Annotated in this window: 17 protein-coding genes and 1 riboswitch; of the genes, 12 read left to right on the top strand and 5 right to left on the bottom strand. The window is 41.8% G+C overall.

Translation table 11 applies throughout. The annotated features are described in order from the left end of the window. Positions 1 to 7: 7 nt before the first annotated feature. From HMPREF0623_RS05775 to HMPREF0623_RS05760, 4 genes are all read left to right on the top strand, one after another. Complete coding sequence (locus HMPREF0623_RS05775) at positions 8 to 1,156, top strand: sensor histidine kinase (protein ID WP_002829532.1); 1,149 nt, start codon at positions 8 to 10, stop codon at positions 1,154 to 1,156. Between the two features lie 312 nt (positions 1,157 to 1,468). After that, positions 1,469 to 2,716, top strand: coding sequence for a serine hydrolase (locus HMPREF0623_RS05770; protein ID WP_004166288.1), 1,248 nt, complete (start codon positions 1,469 to 1,471; stop codon positions 2,714 to 2,716). Between the two features lie 217 nt (positions 2,717 to 2,933). Beyond that, positions 2,934 to 3,722: an AzlC family ABC transporter permease gene (locus HMPREF0623_RS05765; protein ID WP_002829534.1), complete on the top strand. Its 789-nt coding sequence runs from the start codon at positions 2,934 to 2,936 to the stop codon at positions 3,720 to 3,722. A 21-nt stretch (positions 3,723 to 3,743) separates the two neighbouring features. Continuing rightward, positions 3,744 to 4,076, top strand: a complete 333-nt coding sequence (locus HMPREF0623_RS05760; protein ID WP_002829535.1) for an AzlD domain-containing protein — start codon at positions 3,744 to 3,746, stop codon at positions 4,074 to 4,076. A gap of 127 nt (positions 4,077 to 4,203) precedes the next feature. Here HMPREF0623_RS05760 and HMPREF0623_RS05755 read toward each other — a convergent pair whose 3' ends face one another. Both HMPREF0623_RS05755 and HMPREF0623_RS05750 read right to left on the bottom strand, forming a co-directional pair. Next, a complete protein-coding gene (locus tag HMPREF0623_RS05755) occupies positions 4,204 to 4,647 on the bottom strand; it encodes a GNAT family N-acetyltransferase (protein WP_002832527.1) in 444 nt (147 codons plus the stop codon). Positions 4,648 to 5,067: 420 nt separating this feature from the next. After that, positions 5,068 to 6,243 (bottom strand): SAM-dependent methyltransferase, encoded by a 1,176-nt coding sequence (locus HMPREF0623_RS05750; protein ID WP_004166286.1) that lies wholly within the window; start codon positions 6,241 to 6,243, stop codon positions 5,068 to 5,070. A 154-nt stretch (positions 6,244 to 6,397) separates the two neighbouring features. Here HMPREF0623_RS05750 and HMPREF0623_RS05745 point away from each other — a divergent pair, with 154 nt between their 5' ends. From HMPREF0623_RS05745 to HMPREF0623_RS05720, 6 genes are all read left to right on the top strand, one after another. Continuing rightward, positions 6,398 to 7,288: a hypothetical protein gene (locus HMPREF0623_RS05745; RefSeq protein ID WP_036671309.1), complete on the top strand. Its 891-nt coding sequence runs from the start codon at positions 6,398 to 6,400 to the stop codon at positions 7,286 to 7,288. Between the two features lie 87 nt (positions 7,289 to 7,375). Next, positions 7,376 to 7,442, top strand: a riboswitch (Fluoride riboswitch). A 56-nt stretch (positions 7,443 to 7,498) separates the two neighbouring features. Further along, positions 7,499 to 8,785, top strand: a complete 1,287-nt coding sequence (gene eno / locus HMPREF0623_RS05740; protein WP_004166282.1) for a phosphopyruvate hydratase — start codon at positions 7,499 to 7,501, stop codon at positions 8,783 to 8,785. 94 nt (positions 8,786 to 8,879) lie between these two features. Next, positions 8,880 to 9,569, top strand: a complete 690-nt coding sequence (locus HMPREF0623_RS05735) for a 2,3-diphosphoglycerate-dependent phosphoglycerate mutase (protein ID WP_002829547.1) — start codon at positions 8,880 to 8,882, stop codon at positions 9,567 to 9,569. 138 nt (positions 9,570 to 9,707) lie between these two features. Then, positions 9,708 to 10,397, top strand: coding sequence for a B3/B4 domain-containing protein (locus tag HMPREF0623_RS05730; RefSeq protein ID WP_002832524.1), 690 nt, complete (start codon positions 9,708 to 9,710; stop codon positions 10,395 to 10,397). Positions 10,398 to 10,674: 277 nt separating this feature from the next. Next, positions 10,675 to 11,538 (top strand): DUF3737 family protein, encoded by an 864-nt coding sequence (locus HMPREF0623_RS05725; protein ID WP_002829554.1) that lies wholly within the window; start codon positions 10,675 to 10,677, stop codon positions 11,536 to 11,538. 2 nt (positions 11,539 to 11,540) lie between these two features. Further along, complete coding sequence (locus tag HMPREF0623_RS05720) at positions 11,541 to 12,710, top strand: MalY/PatB family protein (RefSeq protein ID WP_002832522.1); 1,170 nt, start codon at positions 11,541 to 11,543, stop codon at positions 12,708 to 12,710. A gap of 156 nt (positions 12,711 to 12,866) precedes the next feature. On the opposite strand, the gene HMPREF0623_RS05715 is transcribed toward HMPREF0623_RS05720, so the two are convergent. Further along, positions 12,867 to 13,343 carry an Rrf2 family transcriptional regulator gene (locus HMPREF0623_RS05715; RefSeq protein ID WP_002832521.1) on the bottom strand — a complete coding sequence of 159 codons (477 nt, stop codon included), beginning with the start codon at positions 13,341 to 13,343 and terminating at the stop codon, positions 12,867 to 12,869. Positions 13,344 to 13,461: 118 nt separating this feature from the next. On the opposite strand from HMPREF0623_RS05715, the gene HMPREF0623_RS05710 reads away from it, so the two are divergent. Then, the gene (locus HMPREF0623_RS05710) at positions 13,462 to 14,316 is read left to right on the top strand and encodes an SDR family oxidoreductase (RefSeq protein WP_002832520.1); all 855 of its coding nucleotides are present in this window, start codon (positions 13,462 to 13,464) and stop codon (positions 14,314 to 14,316) included. 110 nt (positions 14,317 to 14,426) lie between these two features. Here the strand turns inward: HMPREF0623_RS05710 and HMPREF0623_RS05705 are convergent, their stop codons facing one another. Next, positions 14,427 to 15,029 carry a histidine phosphatase family protein gene (locus HMPREF0623_RS05705; protein ID WP_002829559.1) on the bottom strand — a complete coding sequence of 201 codons (603 nt, stop codon included), beginning with the start codon at positions 15,027 to 15,029 and terminating at the stop codon, positions 14,427 to 14,429. Between the two features lie 80 nt (positions 15,030 to 15,109). Further along, entirely contained in the window at positions 15,110 to 16,699 is a 1,590-nt protein-coding gene (locus HMPREF0623_RS05700; RefSeq protein WP_229785779.1) for an ABC transporter permease, read from the bottom strand. Positions 16,700 to 16,714: 15 nt separating this feature from the next. Here HMPREF0623_RS05700 and HMPREF0623_RS09725 point away from each other — a divergent pair, with 15 nt between their 5' ends. After that, positions 16,715 to 16,966 (top strand): hypothetical protein, encoded by a 252-nt coding sequence (locus tag HMPREF0623_RS09725; RefSeq protein ID WP_232362407.1) that lies wholly within the window; start codon positions 16,715 to 16,717, stop codon positions 16,964 to 16,966. Positions 16,967 to 17,287: the final 321 nt, after the last annotated feature.

The raw sequence follows: 17,287 nt of genomic DNA, 5'->3' as shown, positions 1-17,287 counted from the left end.
CAAGTGAATGAAGTTAACGGGTCGTGAAAAATACGAATTATTTGGCGAAGGGATCATTACCATTATCCTTTTGCTGTTACTAAATTTATCAGTTTTTATTTTGATTGATGGCGCGTTAAAAACAAACCCTGCATTGTCAAATGCGATTTTCCTAGTTAAAAATTCCATCCGCATTGGTGGAATCCAAATTTGGAGTTACCAAAATATTTTTATTGCCATAATGTTTTTAGCTGATCTAGGCGTGCTGTATTGGCGACTAGAACGACGTTACAAACAAATGCAGTTGCGGCATATTATTGCAGAATTGCATTACATTGCTAACGGACACTTTGACCACCGGATTCCGTTTGAATTGAGCGGGGATCACCAACGGGTTGTGGACAGTGTGAATTCGCTAGTTGACAGTGTAATCAGTTCGATGGAAGAAGAACGGGCTCTCAAGCAGTCTAAGGATGACCTGATTACCAACGTGTCCCACGATTTACGGACGCCGCTGACGTCAATTATCGGCTATCTGCGTTTAATTGAGGATCATCAGTATCAAAGTACCGATGATATCCTTAAGTACACGCACACGGCGTATTTAAAGTCGGTCCAGATGAAATCGCTTGTGGAGGATCTGTTTGAATATACGAAGGTTAGTCAATCAAATCCGAAGTTAAATTACAATAAGATTCACGTTGACTCCATGTTGCAACAGCTGGCGGCCAGTTTTGAGCTGGAAGCTAAGCAAAAGGGGTTTGTAATTACTTCGACGTGCGTTCCCGAGGATTTGGAAATGATGGGGGATGCTGAAAAGATTGGCCGAGTGTTCAATAATTTGATTACTAACGCGTTGAAATATGGCGCTGGCGGCAAGCACATTTACCTAAACGCGCACCAAATTAACGATACGGTTATTTTTGAGGTAGCAAATGACGGACAGAAGGTTCCTGCCCAAGCGTTAGGTAAGCTCTTTGACCGTTTCTACCGGGTGGAAGAATCGCGATCCAAAGCAACCGGCGGGACTGGACTGGGGTTGGCAATTGCGCAAAGCATTGTCGAGATGCATAATGGAACCATCGAGGCCCATTCAAATGATAAACGCACTAGTTTTATCATCCAGTTGCCGTTAAAGCAACCGGTGCGGGGGGCACAGCCAACTAGTAAATATTAAAAAATAAAAATAGCGAAGACGCTAGTGGTCAATCGGGCTAATTAACGTAAGTGGAATGGTGGAGGCCGTTCGATTAATGGAGTGTGAAACCAAAGCTGGGGAGTTTGTGGGCATTAATTGAGTCCCCAATTAATCGCGGGCTAGGCGATTGGTGGGGGATTTGGTTAAGTGCAACAAACTGACTTTTGGGGCACGTTTTGGCTCTGTTAAAGACAACGATCTCCAATTTTTCAGCCATTCGATTGGTGGTTAAGTTAGTGAAAAATGGGCCAGCTAGCGTTTTTAATTACATAGGTATTAAAGGGAGTAGAAATGAAAAAAGTATTATTAGTGATCGCTACGCTGCTATTATTTGCCACTGGAGTCACTCCGGCCGCGGCAGCTACGCAAACGTCGTCGTTGGTGAATCCAGAGATAACGGCAAAGTCTGCGCTAGCAATTGATTCGGAAACGGGCCAAGTTTTGTACGAGAAGCACGCTGATCAAGTCTTACCGATTGCTTCAATGTCGAAAGTATTGTCGGCCTACTTAATTATGAAAAGCGTACAAAGTGGTAAAATGCGGTGGGACCAACCGGTAAAAATCAACGCTGATATCGCTAAAATTAGTGAAAATAGTGAGTTGACCAACGTTCCTTTGACGGCGGGAAAGTCGTACACCGTCAAAAATCTGCTGGATGCGTCGTTAATTTATTCCGCTAACGCAGCAATCATCGCGTTGGGAAAGGCGCAAGCGGGCAGTTCGCGTAAGTTTGTCGACAAAATGCGTGCCACCGTTCGAAGCTGGGGAATTAAGGATGCTAAATTATATAATGCAGCTGGTTTACTAGAAAATCAGGTTGGTGCTGAAAAATACCCTAATTCACCTAAAAATGCTGAAAATCAAATGTCGGCAAACGATATGGCAGTGGTAATCCAACACGTCTTAAAAGAATTTCCAGAAATTCTGCAGATTACCAAAATTCAAAAGTTAGACTTTGACACCGGCAGTGGTAAGGTCACGATGATTAACCATAATGAATTACTGCCTGGTGGAGCGCAGTATGACCACCAATATCAACTTGACGGGTTGAAAACGGGAACCTCGTTAGCGGCGGGGGAAGACTTCGCAGCAACCGGAAAAGTTAACCAGCGCCGGATAATTAGTGTGGTTTTAGGAGCGAAAACGGACCAGCGTTTTACTGATACGAAGGCAATTTGGCAAGCTTTGATGACTAATTTGACGGTGGTAAAAACGAACCTGAAAAATCAAGCTTCCGTAGTGATGGATTCGGCTAAGCAGCGACAGGTTAAGTTACAATTGGCACAACCGTTGGCGTATTGGAAAGCTAAAAAGGGCGGCCAAATGCCGAAACTCGACCAGGTAAAGCTAAAGTCCGCAAAAACTAAAGCCCCCGTAGATAAGAATCAGGTGATTGCAACGGGCCGGCTTGCTGGCGCTTCGTTAAGTTTTCTACCAAATAAGTCTACGCGTAAGGTACAATTAAAACCGGTACACGACGTGCAAAAGGCAAGTTGGTGGGTCCGGTTAGGTCGCACAATTTCCGGATGGTTTCACTAGGAAATTTGAAAAGATAGTGACTCATTTTTGAAATATTAAGGCGAGAAATCAAGTGAATCGTGCTCACCAAGCGTGTGATTTAGTCGTTCTAACGGGGTTCGCAGGTTTTCCAAGCTGCTACTATTAAAAACCAACCTTGCATGTTAAAATTAGTTCGTATGCTTTGCAAAAAATTAATATATTCTTAAAAGATCTAATTTTTTTGGGAGGACAAACTTTGGAACAAGTTGAAACAAAGGCACGTTGGAAGGAAACCTTCAAAGTTGCGTGGCCGCTTTGCTTAAGTTACACACCAATTGGCTTAGCATGTGGTATTTTATTGCACGCAGCTGGTTTCAATACGTTGCTTACCGGTTTAGTTTCTTTGGTTATCTTTTCCGGAGGAGCCCAATTTTTAATTGCACAGATGTTAACGGTGAATGCACCGATTCTAACGATTGTTTTAATGCTTTTTTTCCTTGAATTGCGTTATGCTTTACTAGGATCGAGTTTGTCGAAGTATCTACAGGGAGAAAGTCATACTTCAATATTTACATTTGCGCTTTCATTAAATGATGAAAATTACGCGGTAAATTATTTGAAATTTGCTACAGATAAGAATTGGACCCCCAACGACGCCCGTCAAGTTGAACACTGGTCGTTATTATTTTGGACCGTGGCTAACGTGATTGGTTCGTTAATCGGGAGCGTCTTGAAAATTAATTTGACCGTCGTGGATTTTGCGTTAACTGCACTTTTCATTTACATGATTGTAATGCAAGTGAAGTCTCGACTATCATTAGTAATCTGCATCTTTTCTGGAGTTCTCGCAGCGGTTTGCATGATTGTTACTAAGAGTACTTTAGGATTAGTAATCTCAACGCTGCTAGCTTCCTTCACCGGTTTTTTGACGGAAGAGTTATTGGTTAAAAAGCGACCAACCAGTATGTGGCTGCAAGCAATTGGCTCACGTAAAGGTGGACCAATTATCGAAAAAATTGATAAGAAAGAATCAGATATTCTTTAAGTTTGGTAGGAGAAATTACCTATGGAGTACAGTTCGTTTGATCATTTATTGATTATAATTCTCGGCTTTTTTGTGGCTTTTGCTCCACGATATTTGCCACTACTGTTTTTTTCAAAACGCCAGATTCCCGATTGGTTCAACGATTGGATGAAATACGTGCCAATTTCATTGTTTACGGCGCTCGTCGTAAAGGGAATCTTTATTTCAAGTGACTATACTTTGATTACGTCAGGAAACTTAGCGTTAATCTTAGGCGCACTAGTAGTAATTATCATTGCCTACTGGACGCGTTCGATGGCCGTTTCCGTAATTGTTGGATTGGTTACGGTAATGATTTTGACGTTGATTATTTAAATAAGACTAAACAAAAAGCCGGGAATTTTTCCCGGCTTTTTAATTTCAATGATGTTAGGGTAGTCGTTATTCATGCAGACATTGTTGGTTATGAATTAGCGGTTAACTTGAATAATGCGCCTTTGGTTTAATCTTTTTGCATATGCAAGATGGGGTAATGATTGCCTTGGCCATCTAATTCGCTTCTTTGGTAAACCCTAAATCCCATATGTTCATAAAATCCCTTTGCAAGGGGATTCTGCTCGTTTACGTCAAGTTTATTCACTGCATAATTGGTTATTCCATATTCTAATAATTGCTTACCTAGTCCCTTACCACGATAGTCGTCGGAGATAAATAACATTTCCAAAAAATGATCGTTAATGCCCATAAAACCAACGGGATGTGCATCGTCATTTTCAACAACGATTAGGCGCGCAACACTAGTCAAAGCCTCTGGAATGAAACCCTTTATTTTTTGAATTTCATCGTTTGACAAAAATAAATGCGTTGCTTTAACGGAACTTTCCCACACAACTAAGAGATCTTGAATTAATTTGGGAGAAGGGGCATTTACTTCTACTATTTTCATGTTAACGTCCTACTTTCAAATGATTAACTTGATGATAATTTTATTGGATTTTTGCCGAAAAGTCGATGTTGCTTTTAAGACTGCTGCATAGCTGAAACAGACTTTAACCCCCAACTTCTTCCGGTTAACCAAATTAAGGGATTAATCGCATAAAACGCGCTTAATCCCTTAATTTTTTTGCTTCTATTGCAGCAGGGTCGAAACGAACTCCAGCCACCAATCTTCTCCGGTTAGCAAAATCATAAAACTAATCGCCAAAACCGCGATTGATTTCATGAATTTCCGTTTTTTACCGCGTAGCTGAAACGCGTTCTAAAACCCAGCTCTCTCCGGTTAACCAAATTAGGGGACCAACCGCTAAATTCGCGGTCGGCCCCCTAATTCAGTTATCCTCAAGAGCTACCCAGGTTTTAGGATGCTCTATTTTTCATACATATAATCTCGCGTCATTGGAAGGACCCGGCCACTTGCTCCCTTAGTTAGCAAGTATTGGATTACGTCAATGTTGCCAGATTCAAACGAAGCCGCGCATGCTTGTAAGTACAAATCCCACATCCGAACGAATTTTTCGTCGAACATTTCGCGTACTTCGTCACGATGCTTGTTAAAGTTAGCGTCCCAAATTTCAGTAGTCCGTTGGTAATGCCGACGCAATGGTTCCATATCGTCAATTTGGAGACCGCTGTTAACAATGTGTTCGATATTTTCTACCAAACCAGGTACGTATCCACCTGGGAAAATCCATTTATTTAGCCAACCGTTGTTAGCCCCGCCTTGTTGCCGGGTGATTCCGTGGATCAATGCGACCCCATCGTCCTTTAAGTACTTAGCTACGTTATCAAAGTAGATCCCCAAGTTTTCCTTTCCAACGTGTTCAAACATTCCTACACTGGTAATGTAGTCAAACTTCTCGTCGCCAAGTTCCCGATAATCTTGCAGCCGAACTTCTGCAACCCCGCTAAGTCCTTCTTCTTGGATACGTTGGTTGACCAAGTCGTATTGTTCTTGGCTAAGGGTTACACCGACTACCTTTAAGTTAAATTCTTTAGCGGCAGTAAGCATTAGGGTTCCCCAACCACAACCGATGTCTAAAAGAGTTTTTCCAGGTTGTGGGTTTAGTTTCTGAATAATGTGGCGAACCTTATTCATTTGTGCCGTTTCCAAGCTATCTTGGTCGCTTTCAAAGTAAGCACAAGAATAAGTCATTGTTGGATCTAACCATAATTTATAGAAGTCGTTTCCAATATCGTAGTGGTTTTGCACATCTTCTTTACTTTCCTTTTCGCCGTGGCCTTGTTTAGGAAGAAAGTGGATGAACTTCTTGTTGTGGAAAAAGCTGTCCGCATTTTCGTAAGCAGAAGTAATTAACTTTTGTAAATTACCATCGACGGTAATCGTACCATCCATGTACGCCTCCCCAAGGGCGATTGAAGCATTCTTAGTAATGCTTTTAATCGGAATGGCCTTTTTAAAAGTAATGGTTGCTTGGGGTTCTCCCGTCCCGTAAACTGCGGAACTTCCATCCCAATAATTAACTTTAATTGGGATATTGAATGAACGTTTTAAAAACGTTTTATAAAATTGTTTCTCAAGCATGATTCAGGTCCTTTCCAAAAATAGTTATACAACTGTTATAACGTGTTTGGGTAAATATTTCAAATGAGAAGCTAATGAAAACGAATTCCCTAATATGGGTAATGAAGCCTTACGTGGTATAATTAAGCAGACACCTGAATGGGGAGGAATACCGATGAAAAAGTGGATTTGGGCGGTTCTGATTTTTTTGGTCGCCGGAGTGGTTGGTGGGTACTCAGTTGCTCATTATCACGAAAATGAACTGCAATATCAACGCAACATCACCAATGGACAAACGGCGATTGCCCAAAAAAATTATGCGGCTGCCAAGAATTATTTTTCACGGGCCCTCACAAAGAAGAAAAACGATCGGGAGGCGACCAACCTCCTCGACCAAACTCGGCAATTTACCCGCGCAGAATCTGAATTTAAAAGTAATGAATTTACCAGTGCGCGGTTAGATTACCAAAACGTGCTGAAAATTTCAGACGGCTCTAGGACGTTGAAAGAACGTAGTCAGGCGCGGATCAAATTAATCAAAAAAATTAGGGATAATTTTAAAAAATTCAGTAAACAACTAAAGAAAGCTAAAAAATTGAACGCGGCGTGGGACTTTTATGCTTCAAATGCGCAGTTAGACTTGCTGCTTAGCAACGAAGAATTTAATAAGGGATATTATGAAACCCTCCATGATCAGGCACTAACGCTGCAACGGTTTAATAATGCTGGGATCGTTGCTGACCAAGGAGCTTTCAATAGTGATACGACTCCGGATAATAATCAAGGGGCGGCAAATAAATCTATTAAACCCAAGGTAAAACCGCGCTACGAAGGGCCGACTACCACCAAACCGGCGGCGCCTAAAAAGAAACCTAAGGACAGTTCTTCTAAAGCCGCTTCTGAGGATAAGCCCTCGAACAAGGAATCAAGCGATAAGCCAGATTCTGGTGATTCAACTAATTCTTCATCGGAAACGAGCAGCTCTGGCAGCAGTAAACCTTCTCAGACTGAAAAAGAAGCTGAAAACGCCATGGTCGAAGGTCCTTCCGCGTCCTCACAAAAATAATTTTTTGCGCAGTTGTATTTATAAAATTGCGCAAATTTTTAAAAAGCGGGTTGTAAAAATTACTAAGTGGAACTACAATATGGCTGTAACTAAATAGGCGATGACGTTCGCCGTAAAAATAATTAAACATTAATTTGATGACGTCTATTATTTCTAGGAAATTCCTGGGGATAATAGGCGTCTTTTTTGTTTAAGAGGGGGAATTTAGTAATGACACTAGTTATTGAAAATGTTAAGGCACGCGAGATCTTCGATTCACGGGGAAATCCGACGGTAGAAGTTGACGTAACGCTGTCTAACGGGATCATGGGTCGGGCTGCGGTACCTTCGGGAGCTTCTACTGGAGAAAAGGAAGCTGTTGAGTTACGAGACGGCGGTAAACGGTTATCTGGCAAGGGAGTGCTAAAGGCGATTGACAACGTAAATAACAATATTGCGGTGGCTTTAAAGGGGGTTGATCCCTTCAACCAGGCTAACGTTGACCAAATAATGATTGATTTAGACGGAACTAACAATAAGCGTAAATTAGGCGCCAACGCGATTTTAGGCGTTTCCATGGCTACGGCAAGAGCGGCGGCCAATGCGCTCCACATCCCCCTCTACCGGTACTTAGGAGGAACTGATTTAGAACTTCCGCAAACTTTTCATAACGTAATTAACGGGGGCGAACACGCTAATAATCAAATTGATATTCAAGAATTCATGATTACCCCGGTGGAACGGACTAGTTTCCGAGAGGGGTTTGAAAAAATTGTCAATACCTATCACGTATTGAAAAAAATTATTGCCGATGCGGGTTATTCCACTGGACTGGGGGACGAAGGCGGCTTTGCGCCGGATTTACCTTCCTCAGAAGACGCTTTAAAAATGTTACACGAAGCGATTGTTAAAGCAGGCTACGTTCCTGGGAAAGAAGTGGCGATTGCTTTTGATGCGGCAGCCTCTTATTTCTATAATCGAGAGACCAAGAATTACGATTTTGAAGGTCGGACGTACACGCCGCAAGAGCTAGGAGAATATTACGGCAAGCTGCTAAACGAGTTTCCAGAAATCATTTCCATCGAGGATCCTTACGGGGAAGAAGATTGGGACAACTTTAGTAAATTTACTAGTGAATATGGGCAAAGAGTCCAAATTGTAGCTGACGACCCGGTCTGCACGAATCCGCGCTTGATTCGGGAAGCTATCAAAAAAGGGATGGCAAATTCAATTTTAATCAAGTTAAACCAAATTGGGACGGTTACGGAAACGCTCGAAGCCATCCGGGTAGCCCGCAAAAATGGCTATACCACGATGATGTCGCACCGTTCTGGTGAAACGGCGGATACCTTTGTTGCGGACTTTACCGTGGCCACAAACGCTGCGCAATTAAAGGCGGGAGCGCCGGCACGTTCAGAACGGGTGGAAAAATATAACCAGCTTTTGCGGATCGAAGAAGAGTTAGGCAAAGCCGGCACCCGGCTAGCACACTTTCCTAACCAAATTGATCTCGATTAAGAAAACTTCTTTATTTTAGGTTTGTGCTTAGCGGTTAAAAATTGTAAAATTAGAACGTTAGAAATTTATTTGAAGAAAGAGGTATTCAAACGATATGGCAAAATTAGTTTTGATTCGTCATGGTCAAAGTGAATGGAACTTATCAAACCAATTTACTGGTTGGGTTGACGTTGATCTTAGTGATGAAGGTGTTAAACAAGCAAAAAATGCTGGTAAGTTAATTAAGGAAGCTGGTCTTGAATTTGACCAAGCTTACACTTCAGTATTAACTCGTGCCATCAAGACTTTGCACTATGCTTTGGAAGAATCTGACCAACTTTGGATTCCAGAAACCAAGACATGGCGTTTGAACGAACGTCACTACGGTGCATTGCAAGGCCAAAACAAGGCTAAGGCTGCTGAAAAATGGGGCGACGAACAAGTTCACATTTGGCGCCGTTCATACGACGTACTTCCTCCATTGTTAGATGCTAGCGATGAAGGTTCAGCTGCTAACGACCGTCGTTACGCAAACTTAGACCCACGCATCATCCCTGGTGGTGAAAACCTTAAGGTAACTCTTGAACGGGTTATTCCTTTCTGGGAAGATGAAATTGCTCCTAAGTTGCTTGACAACAAGAACGTTATCATTGCTGCACACGGTAACTCACTCCGTGCTTTGAGCAAGTACATCGAAAACATTTCTGATGAAGACATCATGAATCTTGAAATGGCAACTGGAGAACCAGTTGTTTACGACTTCAACGACAAGCTTGAAGTTCAAAGTAAAACTAAGCTTAACTAATTTTATTTAGTTGAGTTGACGAAAAGACTGAGGGAATTTTTCCTCAGTCTTTTTTTAGTAGTTTTGTTGCATTTGCACCTATTTTGTTAGATAATGGCTGTGAATTAATCTGTAAGTATTAAGAGGAGGAAGTTTAATATGCAACCATTAATCGTTGATGATCAAATCTGGGAATTATTTCCCGAAGCGCAGTTTCAAGTATTGGTAGCACATGGCATTGATAACCATCTAGCGGCTATGCAAACGGAACACTATCAAGCAATGTTAGACAATGCCGTTAAAGAAGCCCAGAAATTTATTACTGATGATGTTTTTCGGAATAACCCGGTGATTAGTGAATGGCGGGATGCGTTTACCAAATTTAAGAAGAAAAAAGGCGCCCGTTCGTCAATTGAAGCGTTGCTCAAACGAGTTTCTCAAGGAAAATCGCTTAGTCCAATTAACCCGTTAGTCGATATTTATAATAGTATTTCGCTCGAATTTGGCGTGCCGTGTGGCAGCGAAGATTTACAAAAAATGGATGGTACGATGCATCTCGGAGTTGCTAAGGGCGGCGAAAGTTTCCGGCCCCTTGGAGTAGAAGAAGATGAGCCAGCGTTGCCAGGGGAAGTCATTTATTACGACCAAACTGGGGCTATTTGCCGCTGCTTTAATTGGCGTGAGGCTCAACGCACCATGCTAACTGATGAAACTACCGATGCGGTATTGGTTATCGAAGCGGTTAACGCTGACCAAGCGCAACGTGCACAACAAGCTGCTGAAGAATTACAGCAACGGATCAAAACCGAGTTAGGCGTGGATGCGGAACGTATGGTTTTGAAGAAGTAACCTTGGCTAAGTTTGCTAAGAAAGTCGGGTTAAGTATTATAGTGAAAAGACTTTTGACACGTGCTTTGAGTTCGAATTGAAAGTTAACAAATTAAAAGGGTTTCTCAAGAATGTAAAAGTTCTGAGAAACCTTTTTTGGTACGGCTCCCAATATTAGTTCAATTGATAAGTAAATATTATAAATGACGATAACCAATAAATATTTAACATAGTTAGGTGGGCGCCATATACTATGAATATTGGAAGTTAAGTAAGCTTAATGAAAAGAGATGTAAGAATGCAAAAAATAAATGAAAACTACTTTGAAGGAGAACGATCACTGTTTAATGCTCGTGATTTAATAATTGAACAAGCTACTTTTGGCGAAGGAGAGTCGCCTTTAAAAGAGAGTCAAAATATTGAATTAATAGATACCGTATTTAAGTGGAAGTACCCCCTTTGGTATGCAAAGCACGTTAAAGGAGAAAGAATAATTCTAGAGACGATGGCTCGCTCGGGAATTTGGTATACGAACGATATTGAACTTAATGATTCAACTCTTCAAGCACCAAAGCTTTTTCGAGTGTGCAATCAAGTTAAGCTAAATAATATTCATTTTTCAGATGCGCAAGAAACTCTTTGGAAATGCAATCAGGTAACGATGAAAAATGTGCAAGCTAATGGTGATTACTTCGGGATGAATAGCACCAATTTATATATCGACCATTTGGATTTAGTGGGTAATTATTGTTTCGACGGGGCTAAAAATGTGGAGGTGCACAATTCGCGACTGGTTTCTAAAGATGCCTTTTGGAATTGTGAGAATGTCACCATTTACGATTCCATAATCAGTGGTGAATATTTAGCGTGGAATACTAAGAATTTAACTTTAATTAATTGTACAATTGAAAGCGAACAAGGGCTTTGTTATGTAGATGATTTAAAAATGATTAATTGTCGGGTTTTGCGGACTAACCTTGCCTTTGAATATTGTCGGAACATTGACGCAGAAATTACTACTGATGTAATGAGCATTAAGAACCCAATCAGTGGAAATATTCGAGTTGCATCCGTTGGTGAAATAATTATGGATGATCCAACAATTGATCCACAAAATACCGTAATTACCCAGACAACAACACGGTTGCCGAAAGGAGCGTAACGATGAGTGATTTTGATCAGATAATCAACCGAACCAAAACTAATTCCATTAAGTGGCACGTTGCTAAAAATGAGCTGCCTATGTGGATAGCAGATATGGACTTTAAAACGAGTCCTGCAATTGTTCAAGCATTACAAGAAAAGGTTCGAGATGGAATTTTTGGGTATGAAGAAATTCCGCCGGCATACTTTAATGCAGTGGCAAATTGGTATGAACGGGTGCATGGTTTTCGTCCAGATCCCGCATGGATGACGTTTGCAACCGGAGTAGTTCCCGCGCTTTCTTCAGCGGTTCGTCGGCTAACTGCTGTAGGAGATAATGTTTTAGTGCAAGCACCTGTTTACAATATTTTTTATAATTCAATCGTGAATAACGGGCGCCACGTGGTTTCAAGTGACTTACTTTATGACGAAAACAAACACGTCTACCATGTGGATTGGGATGATTTGGAAGCAAAATTAAGTGATCCACTAACGAATATGATGATTTTATGCAACCCACACAACCCGATTGGATTGATTTGGTCACGGGAGACGTTGACTCGACTTGCCCAACTCTGCCAACAATACCACGTGAAAATTTTTAGTGATGAGATTCACGGAGACCTCACTTTTAATCAAACAGGTTATACACCAATGTTTAGCTTACCAGCAGAATTGATTCAAAACTTGGTGGCGGCGGTTTCTCCAAGCAAAACGTTTAACGTGGCAGCAATGCACGCAGCAACTGTGTTGGTACCAAACAAAAATTTGCGCGCCCAAATTAACCGTGGATTGAATAGCGAAGAATTGGCAGAACCTAACTTGGTCGCAATTCCGGGCACGATTGCGGCTTACGAAAAAGGACTTCCTTGGTTACAAGAGCTTAAAGAGTACTTGGTCGAAAATCGCGAACTAGTTCGCAATTTTATCTCGCAAGAAGTGGGTCCACGGATCGCCTTAGTTGAGGGACAAGCTACTTATCTAATCTGGATAGACGTCAGCCAGGTTACAAATGATTCAGCAAAACTAGCGAAGTTTATTCGAAAAGAAACTGGGTTAATTTTATCGGCCGGAAGTTTTTATGGTGGCAATGGAAATCACTTTTTGAGGATGAATGTGGCTTGTCCAAAAGAACGCCTGCAAGACGGACTGCAACGGTTGAAAAAGGGACTAACTGCTTGGCAAGCGTAAGCTAAACTTCGTATGTAAAAACGTGGAATAAGCGTTAATCATGTTTTAAAATTAATCATTTTGCAAAAGAAAAGGGCTCTTCGAGAAAGAAATTTTCTCGAAGAGTCCCTTTATTTTTTCTTAGCTAGACAGTTAATTTTCAGTAAAAGTGCAGACTTAAGATTTTAGATAATTAGCCAACAATCCCTGACTTTCGGGCCGTTTTTTGACTTCGTTAGTTGCAATATCCTGAATGACGTCGGCCAAAGTGGTTTTAGCCATTTCGTCTTGGACAACTTTTTGAAAATGAGCGTATTGAGCGTTTAAAGCATCTTGAATGTTGCCGCCTACCACGCAGTCCGGGTTCGTTTTGGGGTCTACTTGAATTAAATTCGTGTCGGCCTCATCAAGACTGTTGAAAATGTCTAATAAAGAAATTTGTTCTGGTGCCCGGGTTAGCGCTGGTTGGGGCTTGCCCACGGTGGTTTTAATCAACCCAGCTTTTTTAAGTGACGCCATAATTCGGCGGATGTTAGACGGGTTGGTTTCCACACTGGCTGCGATGGCCTGACTAGTCAACGGGGCCGTATCGTGCAGAATGGCAATGTAAGCCAACACGTGGATGGTATCGCTAAAACGCATGGAATATTTCATTATCATCAACTCCCTTCTAGAATTTATCACTTGACAATCAGAATTACTACCCTTAGTATAAACGTGTGATTTATAAATGTACAGCTAATCAGTTAATAACGAAAGTGAGGATTTGATTATGAATATTTTAGTAACGGGCGCTACAGGTAACTTTGGGGGATATGCTTTAAAAGTTTTACAGGATTTAGTTCCAGAAGACAATCTATATGGCCTTGCTCGGACTGAAGAGAAGGGTGCTAAGCTAAAGGAAGCGGGGATTAAAGTACGGATTGGTGATTATACTGATTCGGCAAGTTTGCAAAAAGCTTTTGAAGGAATCGATCGGCTACTCTTTGTCTCGAGTACAACGGATGGTGACCGCCAAGCGCAACATCGGGATGTCGTCGAGGCGGCCAAGGCAGCGGGAGTGAGTTACATTGCGTACACCAGTTTTGGCAAGGCAACGGAATCAACTAGTCCGCTCGCCGCTGACCATCGGTTTACCGAGCAGCTTATTGAAGAAAGCGGAATTGCCCATACTTTCTTACGGAATAATTGGTATTTGGAAAACGAAGCGGCCTTTTTAGCAGCGGGCGCTAAAGGTGGCAAGTTCATCTATGCGGGCGGCAACGGCCAAGCTGGCTGGGCACTTCGTCGCGAATACGCCGAAGTTGCGGCACGAGCGGTTTCCGGAAAATTTGATTTCCCTGAAATCCTAGAATTAGGTGGTCAACTTCGCACTTACGAAGATTTGGGTGCAGCCTTACGGGGAGCAACTGGTAAAGACCTGGAAGTGATCAGCGCGGATGAAGCTACCGCTGCAAAAAACCTCGTCGAAAATGCGGGAGTACCACAAAACGTGGCTGAACTGTTGGTTTCCTTTCAACAAATTGTCAAAAGCGGTGCTTTAGCAGTGCAACCTGACGATTTTGAAAAATACCTCGGAAAGCCTTTAACCCCAATGGTTGACGCGATTAAAGAAGTCTTGGGATAGTAGTTTTTATCACGAGTAATAAAAAAGATGACGGATCGAATTAGAAAATTCTGCACCGTCATCTTTTTGTTTACAGAAAGTTGAATGGTCGAAGTTACGGGTTAGCCGAACTAAACCCGATTATTATAGCAATTTAACCGGGGCTTAAAGTGGTCCTTTTCATCAAGGTGAATTTGATTTAGGGTTACGTTTTGAACAATGCCAAATTCAGCTACGTCAACGTTGAAGATGGCTGCAAAAATTGCCCGAGTTGTCATCCCATGACAAATTAATAGTACGGATTGATCAGCAAACTGCTGTTTAAGGTCTTCGACAAACCCGCTTACCCGCGCAACCAGTGCGGCATAACTTTCGGAGTGGGGCGCATAGTCAGCGTACTTGGCGTTGAACATACCAAGACGGTCAAAAACTTCGGGATGCTTGTCGTAAATTAATTTTTCGGAGACCCCGTCCCAATCGCCAAAGTCCATCTCAGTAATCCGGGGATCATAGGTGAGCGCAGCATCATCACCTAAAAGAATCTTCGCGGTTTGTTTAGCACGCAGCATGGGACTGCAAAAAACGTGGTCAAACTGGTGCCAGTCGTAGTTTTGACTAACTTCCTTAGCATATTCGATTCCGGCCGGGGACAAACCGACGTCGGACCGGGCTCCGGAAACTAATCCGCGACCGTTATCTTGACTAGTACTGTGACGAACAATGGTTAAAAGCATGGGTGAATCCTCCTCAATGGTCTGGTAATGCGCTTACATTTATATGATACAAGTAATTTAGGGAAAATGAAATCGTTTGGTTAATTTTTAACCGGAGTTATTTTCTGCACCCGACGCAATCCACGGGAAGTAACGCGGTAAAGCCCGGTTTTATAACTTTGATGATAGGTCTTTTGCAACATTACCGTAAATGTGCGGTGCCATTCTGGTAAAGCTACGTATTGGTAAGCGGCAACGGTCTTTTTAAAAGTAGCCGGATCCATCATGAAGCTCTCTTGACCAACGACTTTATCGGAAAAGAAGTAGTAACGGCCAACGTAACCGGCATAGTAGTTATTAACGTCGTTAGTGTGCGGGTCTACCAGTAAAATTTTGCGGTGATTGTAAGTCATCGAAGGTTGGGCAATTTGTTTTAGTTGAACTGGGAGTTGTTCTTTACCCAAGGTGTTGTTATATTCGATTCCGTTTATTTCTGAAAACATTAAAATGATCGAGAAAATCATTAGTACCAACGCCGTAAGCTGATAAAGATTTTTGGTAAACACGTTTTTAAAGGAACGAACCCCCCGCCGACCAATTCTTTGTTCGAACATCGCTTGGTCCATAACCACGGCTAATACCATAGCGCCTAGCAGAAGATTTAAAATCACCATGCTTGATAGGTAACGTTCTAACCCATCAAGTTGAATCGCTTCTGCATAGGGCATGGAAACGAGGTACATGACAAATACGCTACCGTAGTAAATTAGAAAACTAACGTCGATAGCAAATAGTGTTTTTAGCAATGGATTTTTATGGTGCATGAGGAAAGTAATTACAATCCAACCAATTAATAAACCAGCGTTAATTAGCAAAACCCCCCGGGTCGATAGGGCATGCCAATTTAATATTTGGTCGAGAAAGCGATGGCCAATCTTGATAACAACGGCATTGCCTTCGTGATGCAACTGTTGCTGGTACGCTTGGGCACTAATTTGGTGCTTAGAAATTGTCGTGAAGGTGTTGTGAACGTGTTGATTCCACCAAAAAAAGGGTAGAAAGCCAATTACTGCGGTAAACGCACTCAAAGCCAAGCTGCGAAACCATCGTTGCCAGCGCGTGCCTTCGCGATTGGTTGCAAGTGAATACAGCAAATAAGCAACCAGCATTACCACGTACATGGTTCCAGAATTTTTAACTAATAGTAATTCGGCACTAAAAAGCGCGGTGATGCTGCATTGCCAAAGGGGATGTTTTCGTTCGGCATAAATTCCGGCAAATCCAGCTGCGGTAACTACGGGAAGGACAAAATCAACCAGTAAATTATTCATCCGAATTGCGATGTTAAAAACATTTATTATCGCAATAATGAAACAAAGAAAGAAGCCATTCATTGAACGGGTCCGGTCGCGCAGGACGGCAAAAAGGGCGTACAAACTAGCCCAGATTAATAAAAATTGGGCAACCAGCATGGTCCCGTCGTTAAAACCAACCCAGCTAATAAATTCGGTAATCCAAAGGGCGGTCGCAGGCGGATAAGACGTAAAAGAAATGATTGAATCGCCCGCAATTGGAAGATGCCCTTGGGTAAGCAGATATTTAACAATGATGGCCCAGTGGGAGTAGTTGTCATAATGAATAAGGATACTTTGACTTAGCGTGTGGAGCATGGTGAGCCCGATTACCACCATCCAGACGTCAAAATAATGAATTCCTTCGAAAGGCAATTTACCAATTTGAAGGACGATAAAGATGAGACGAAGCAAGAAAAAAAGGCATCCAACGAAGACGACGGAGCGGATCCCGAAGGAAAGCAGGCCAACCATGGCCAAAATATAGAGAAGGAGGGTTTGGACAACTATGGAAGTGATCCAGGACAAATATTTATCGATCCCTGCCATGCGCAGGATGCCTGCAAAACCAATTTGGCTCAGGACAAAAAAGAGCGCTCCCCATAGGTTCATTACGTTTACCCGCTTTCTTTAAGTAAATAATTACAAATCAGTTTAATAGTTTTCTTTAGTAAAATGGTTTAAATAGTATGTATTTTTGGGAGTTAATCTCACATTTTAATTCTACTCGTTTTAGGCTAAATGTAAAATTGAGCTCATTTAATGTTTTATAGTTTAAATTGAATTGGTGCCCGTTTTGAAGTATGATAGACGCTGGTGTAACTGAAAAACTATGTTATTTTTAAGCCTTAAAAAAATAATCATAACTATACGTTTTTTAATACATTAAGCCACAAAAAACACATAGTTTTTTCATAATTAAAAATA

The organism is Pediococcus acidilactici DSM 20284, assembly GCF_000146325.1.
Taxonomy (GTDB): Bacteria; Bacillota; Bacilli; order Lactobacillales; family Lactobacillaceae; genus Pediococcus; species Pediococcus acidilactici.
Note: the sequence above shows the minus strand (reverse complement) of the source record. Positions and strands in the feature narration are given on the sequence as shown.

Coding starts and splice junctions, on each gene's coding strand:
- HMPREF0623_RS05730 (WP_002832524.1), top strand. CDS start 9,708: ATGCAACCATTAATCGTTGATGATCAAATCTGGGAATTATTTCCCGAA.
- HMPREF0623_RS05775 (WP_002829532.1), top strand. CDS start 8: ATGAAGTTAACGGGTCGTGAAAAATACGAATTATTTGGCGAAGGGATC.
- HMPREF0623_RS05760 (WP_002829535.1), top strand. CDS start 3,744: ATGGAGTACAGTTCGTTTGATCATTTATTGATTATAATTCTCGGCTTT.
- HMPREF0623_RS05755 (WP_002832527.1), bottom strand. CDS start 4,647: ATGAAAATAGTAGAAGTAAATGCCCCTTCTCCCAAATTAATTCAAGAT.
- HMPREF0623_RS05750 (WP_004166286.1), bottom strand. CDS start 6,243: ATGCTTGAGAAACAATTTTATAAAACGTTTTTAAAACGTTCATTCAAT.
- eno (WP_004166282.1), top strand. CDS start 7,499: ATGACACTAGTTATTGAAAATGTTAAGGCACGCGAGATCTTCGATTCA.
- HMPREF0623_RS05700 (WP_229785779.1), bottom strand. CDS start 16,699: ATGGTGGTAATCGGGCTCACCATGCTCCACACGCTAAGTCAAAGTATC.
- HMPREF0623_RS05705 (WP_002829559.1), bottom strand. CDS start 15,029: ATGCTTTTAACCATTGTTCGTCACAGTACTAGTCAAGATAACGGTCGC.
- HMPREF0623_RS05715 (WP_002832521.1), bottom strand. CDS start 13,343: ATGAAATATTCCATGCGTTTTAGCGATACCATCCACGTGTTGGCTTAC.
- HMPREF0623_RS09725 (WP_232362407.1), top strand. CDS start 16,715: ATGAATTCCTTCGAAAGGCAATTTACCAATTTGAAGGACGATAAAGAT.
- HMPREF0623_RS05710 (WP_002832520.1), top strand. CDS start 13,462: ATGAATATTTTAGTAACGGGCGCTACAGGTAACTTTGGGGGATATGCT.
- HMPREF0623_RS05770 (WP_004166288.1), top strand. CDS start 1,469: ATGAAAAAAGTATTATTAGTGATCGCTACGCTGCTATTATTTGCCACT.
- HMPREF0623_RS05735 (WP_002829547.1), top strand. CDS start 8,880: ATGGCAAAATTAGTTTTGATTCGTCATGGTCAAAGTGAATGGAACTTA.
- HMPREF0623_RS05745 (WP_036671309.1), top strand. CDS start 6,398: ATGAAAAAGTGGATTTGGGCGGTTCTGATTTTTTTGGTCGCCGGAGTG.
- HMPREF0623_RS05720 (WP_002832522.1), top strand. CDS start 11,541: ATGAGTGATTTTGATCAGATAATCAACCGAACCAAAACTAATTCCATT.
- HMPREF0623_RS05725 (WP_002829554.1), top strand. CDS start 10,675: ATGCAAAAAATAAATGAAAACTACTTTGAAGGAGAACGATCACTGTTT.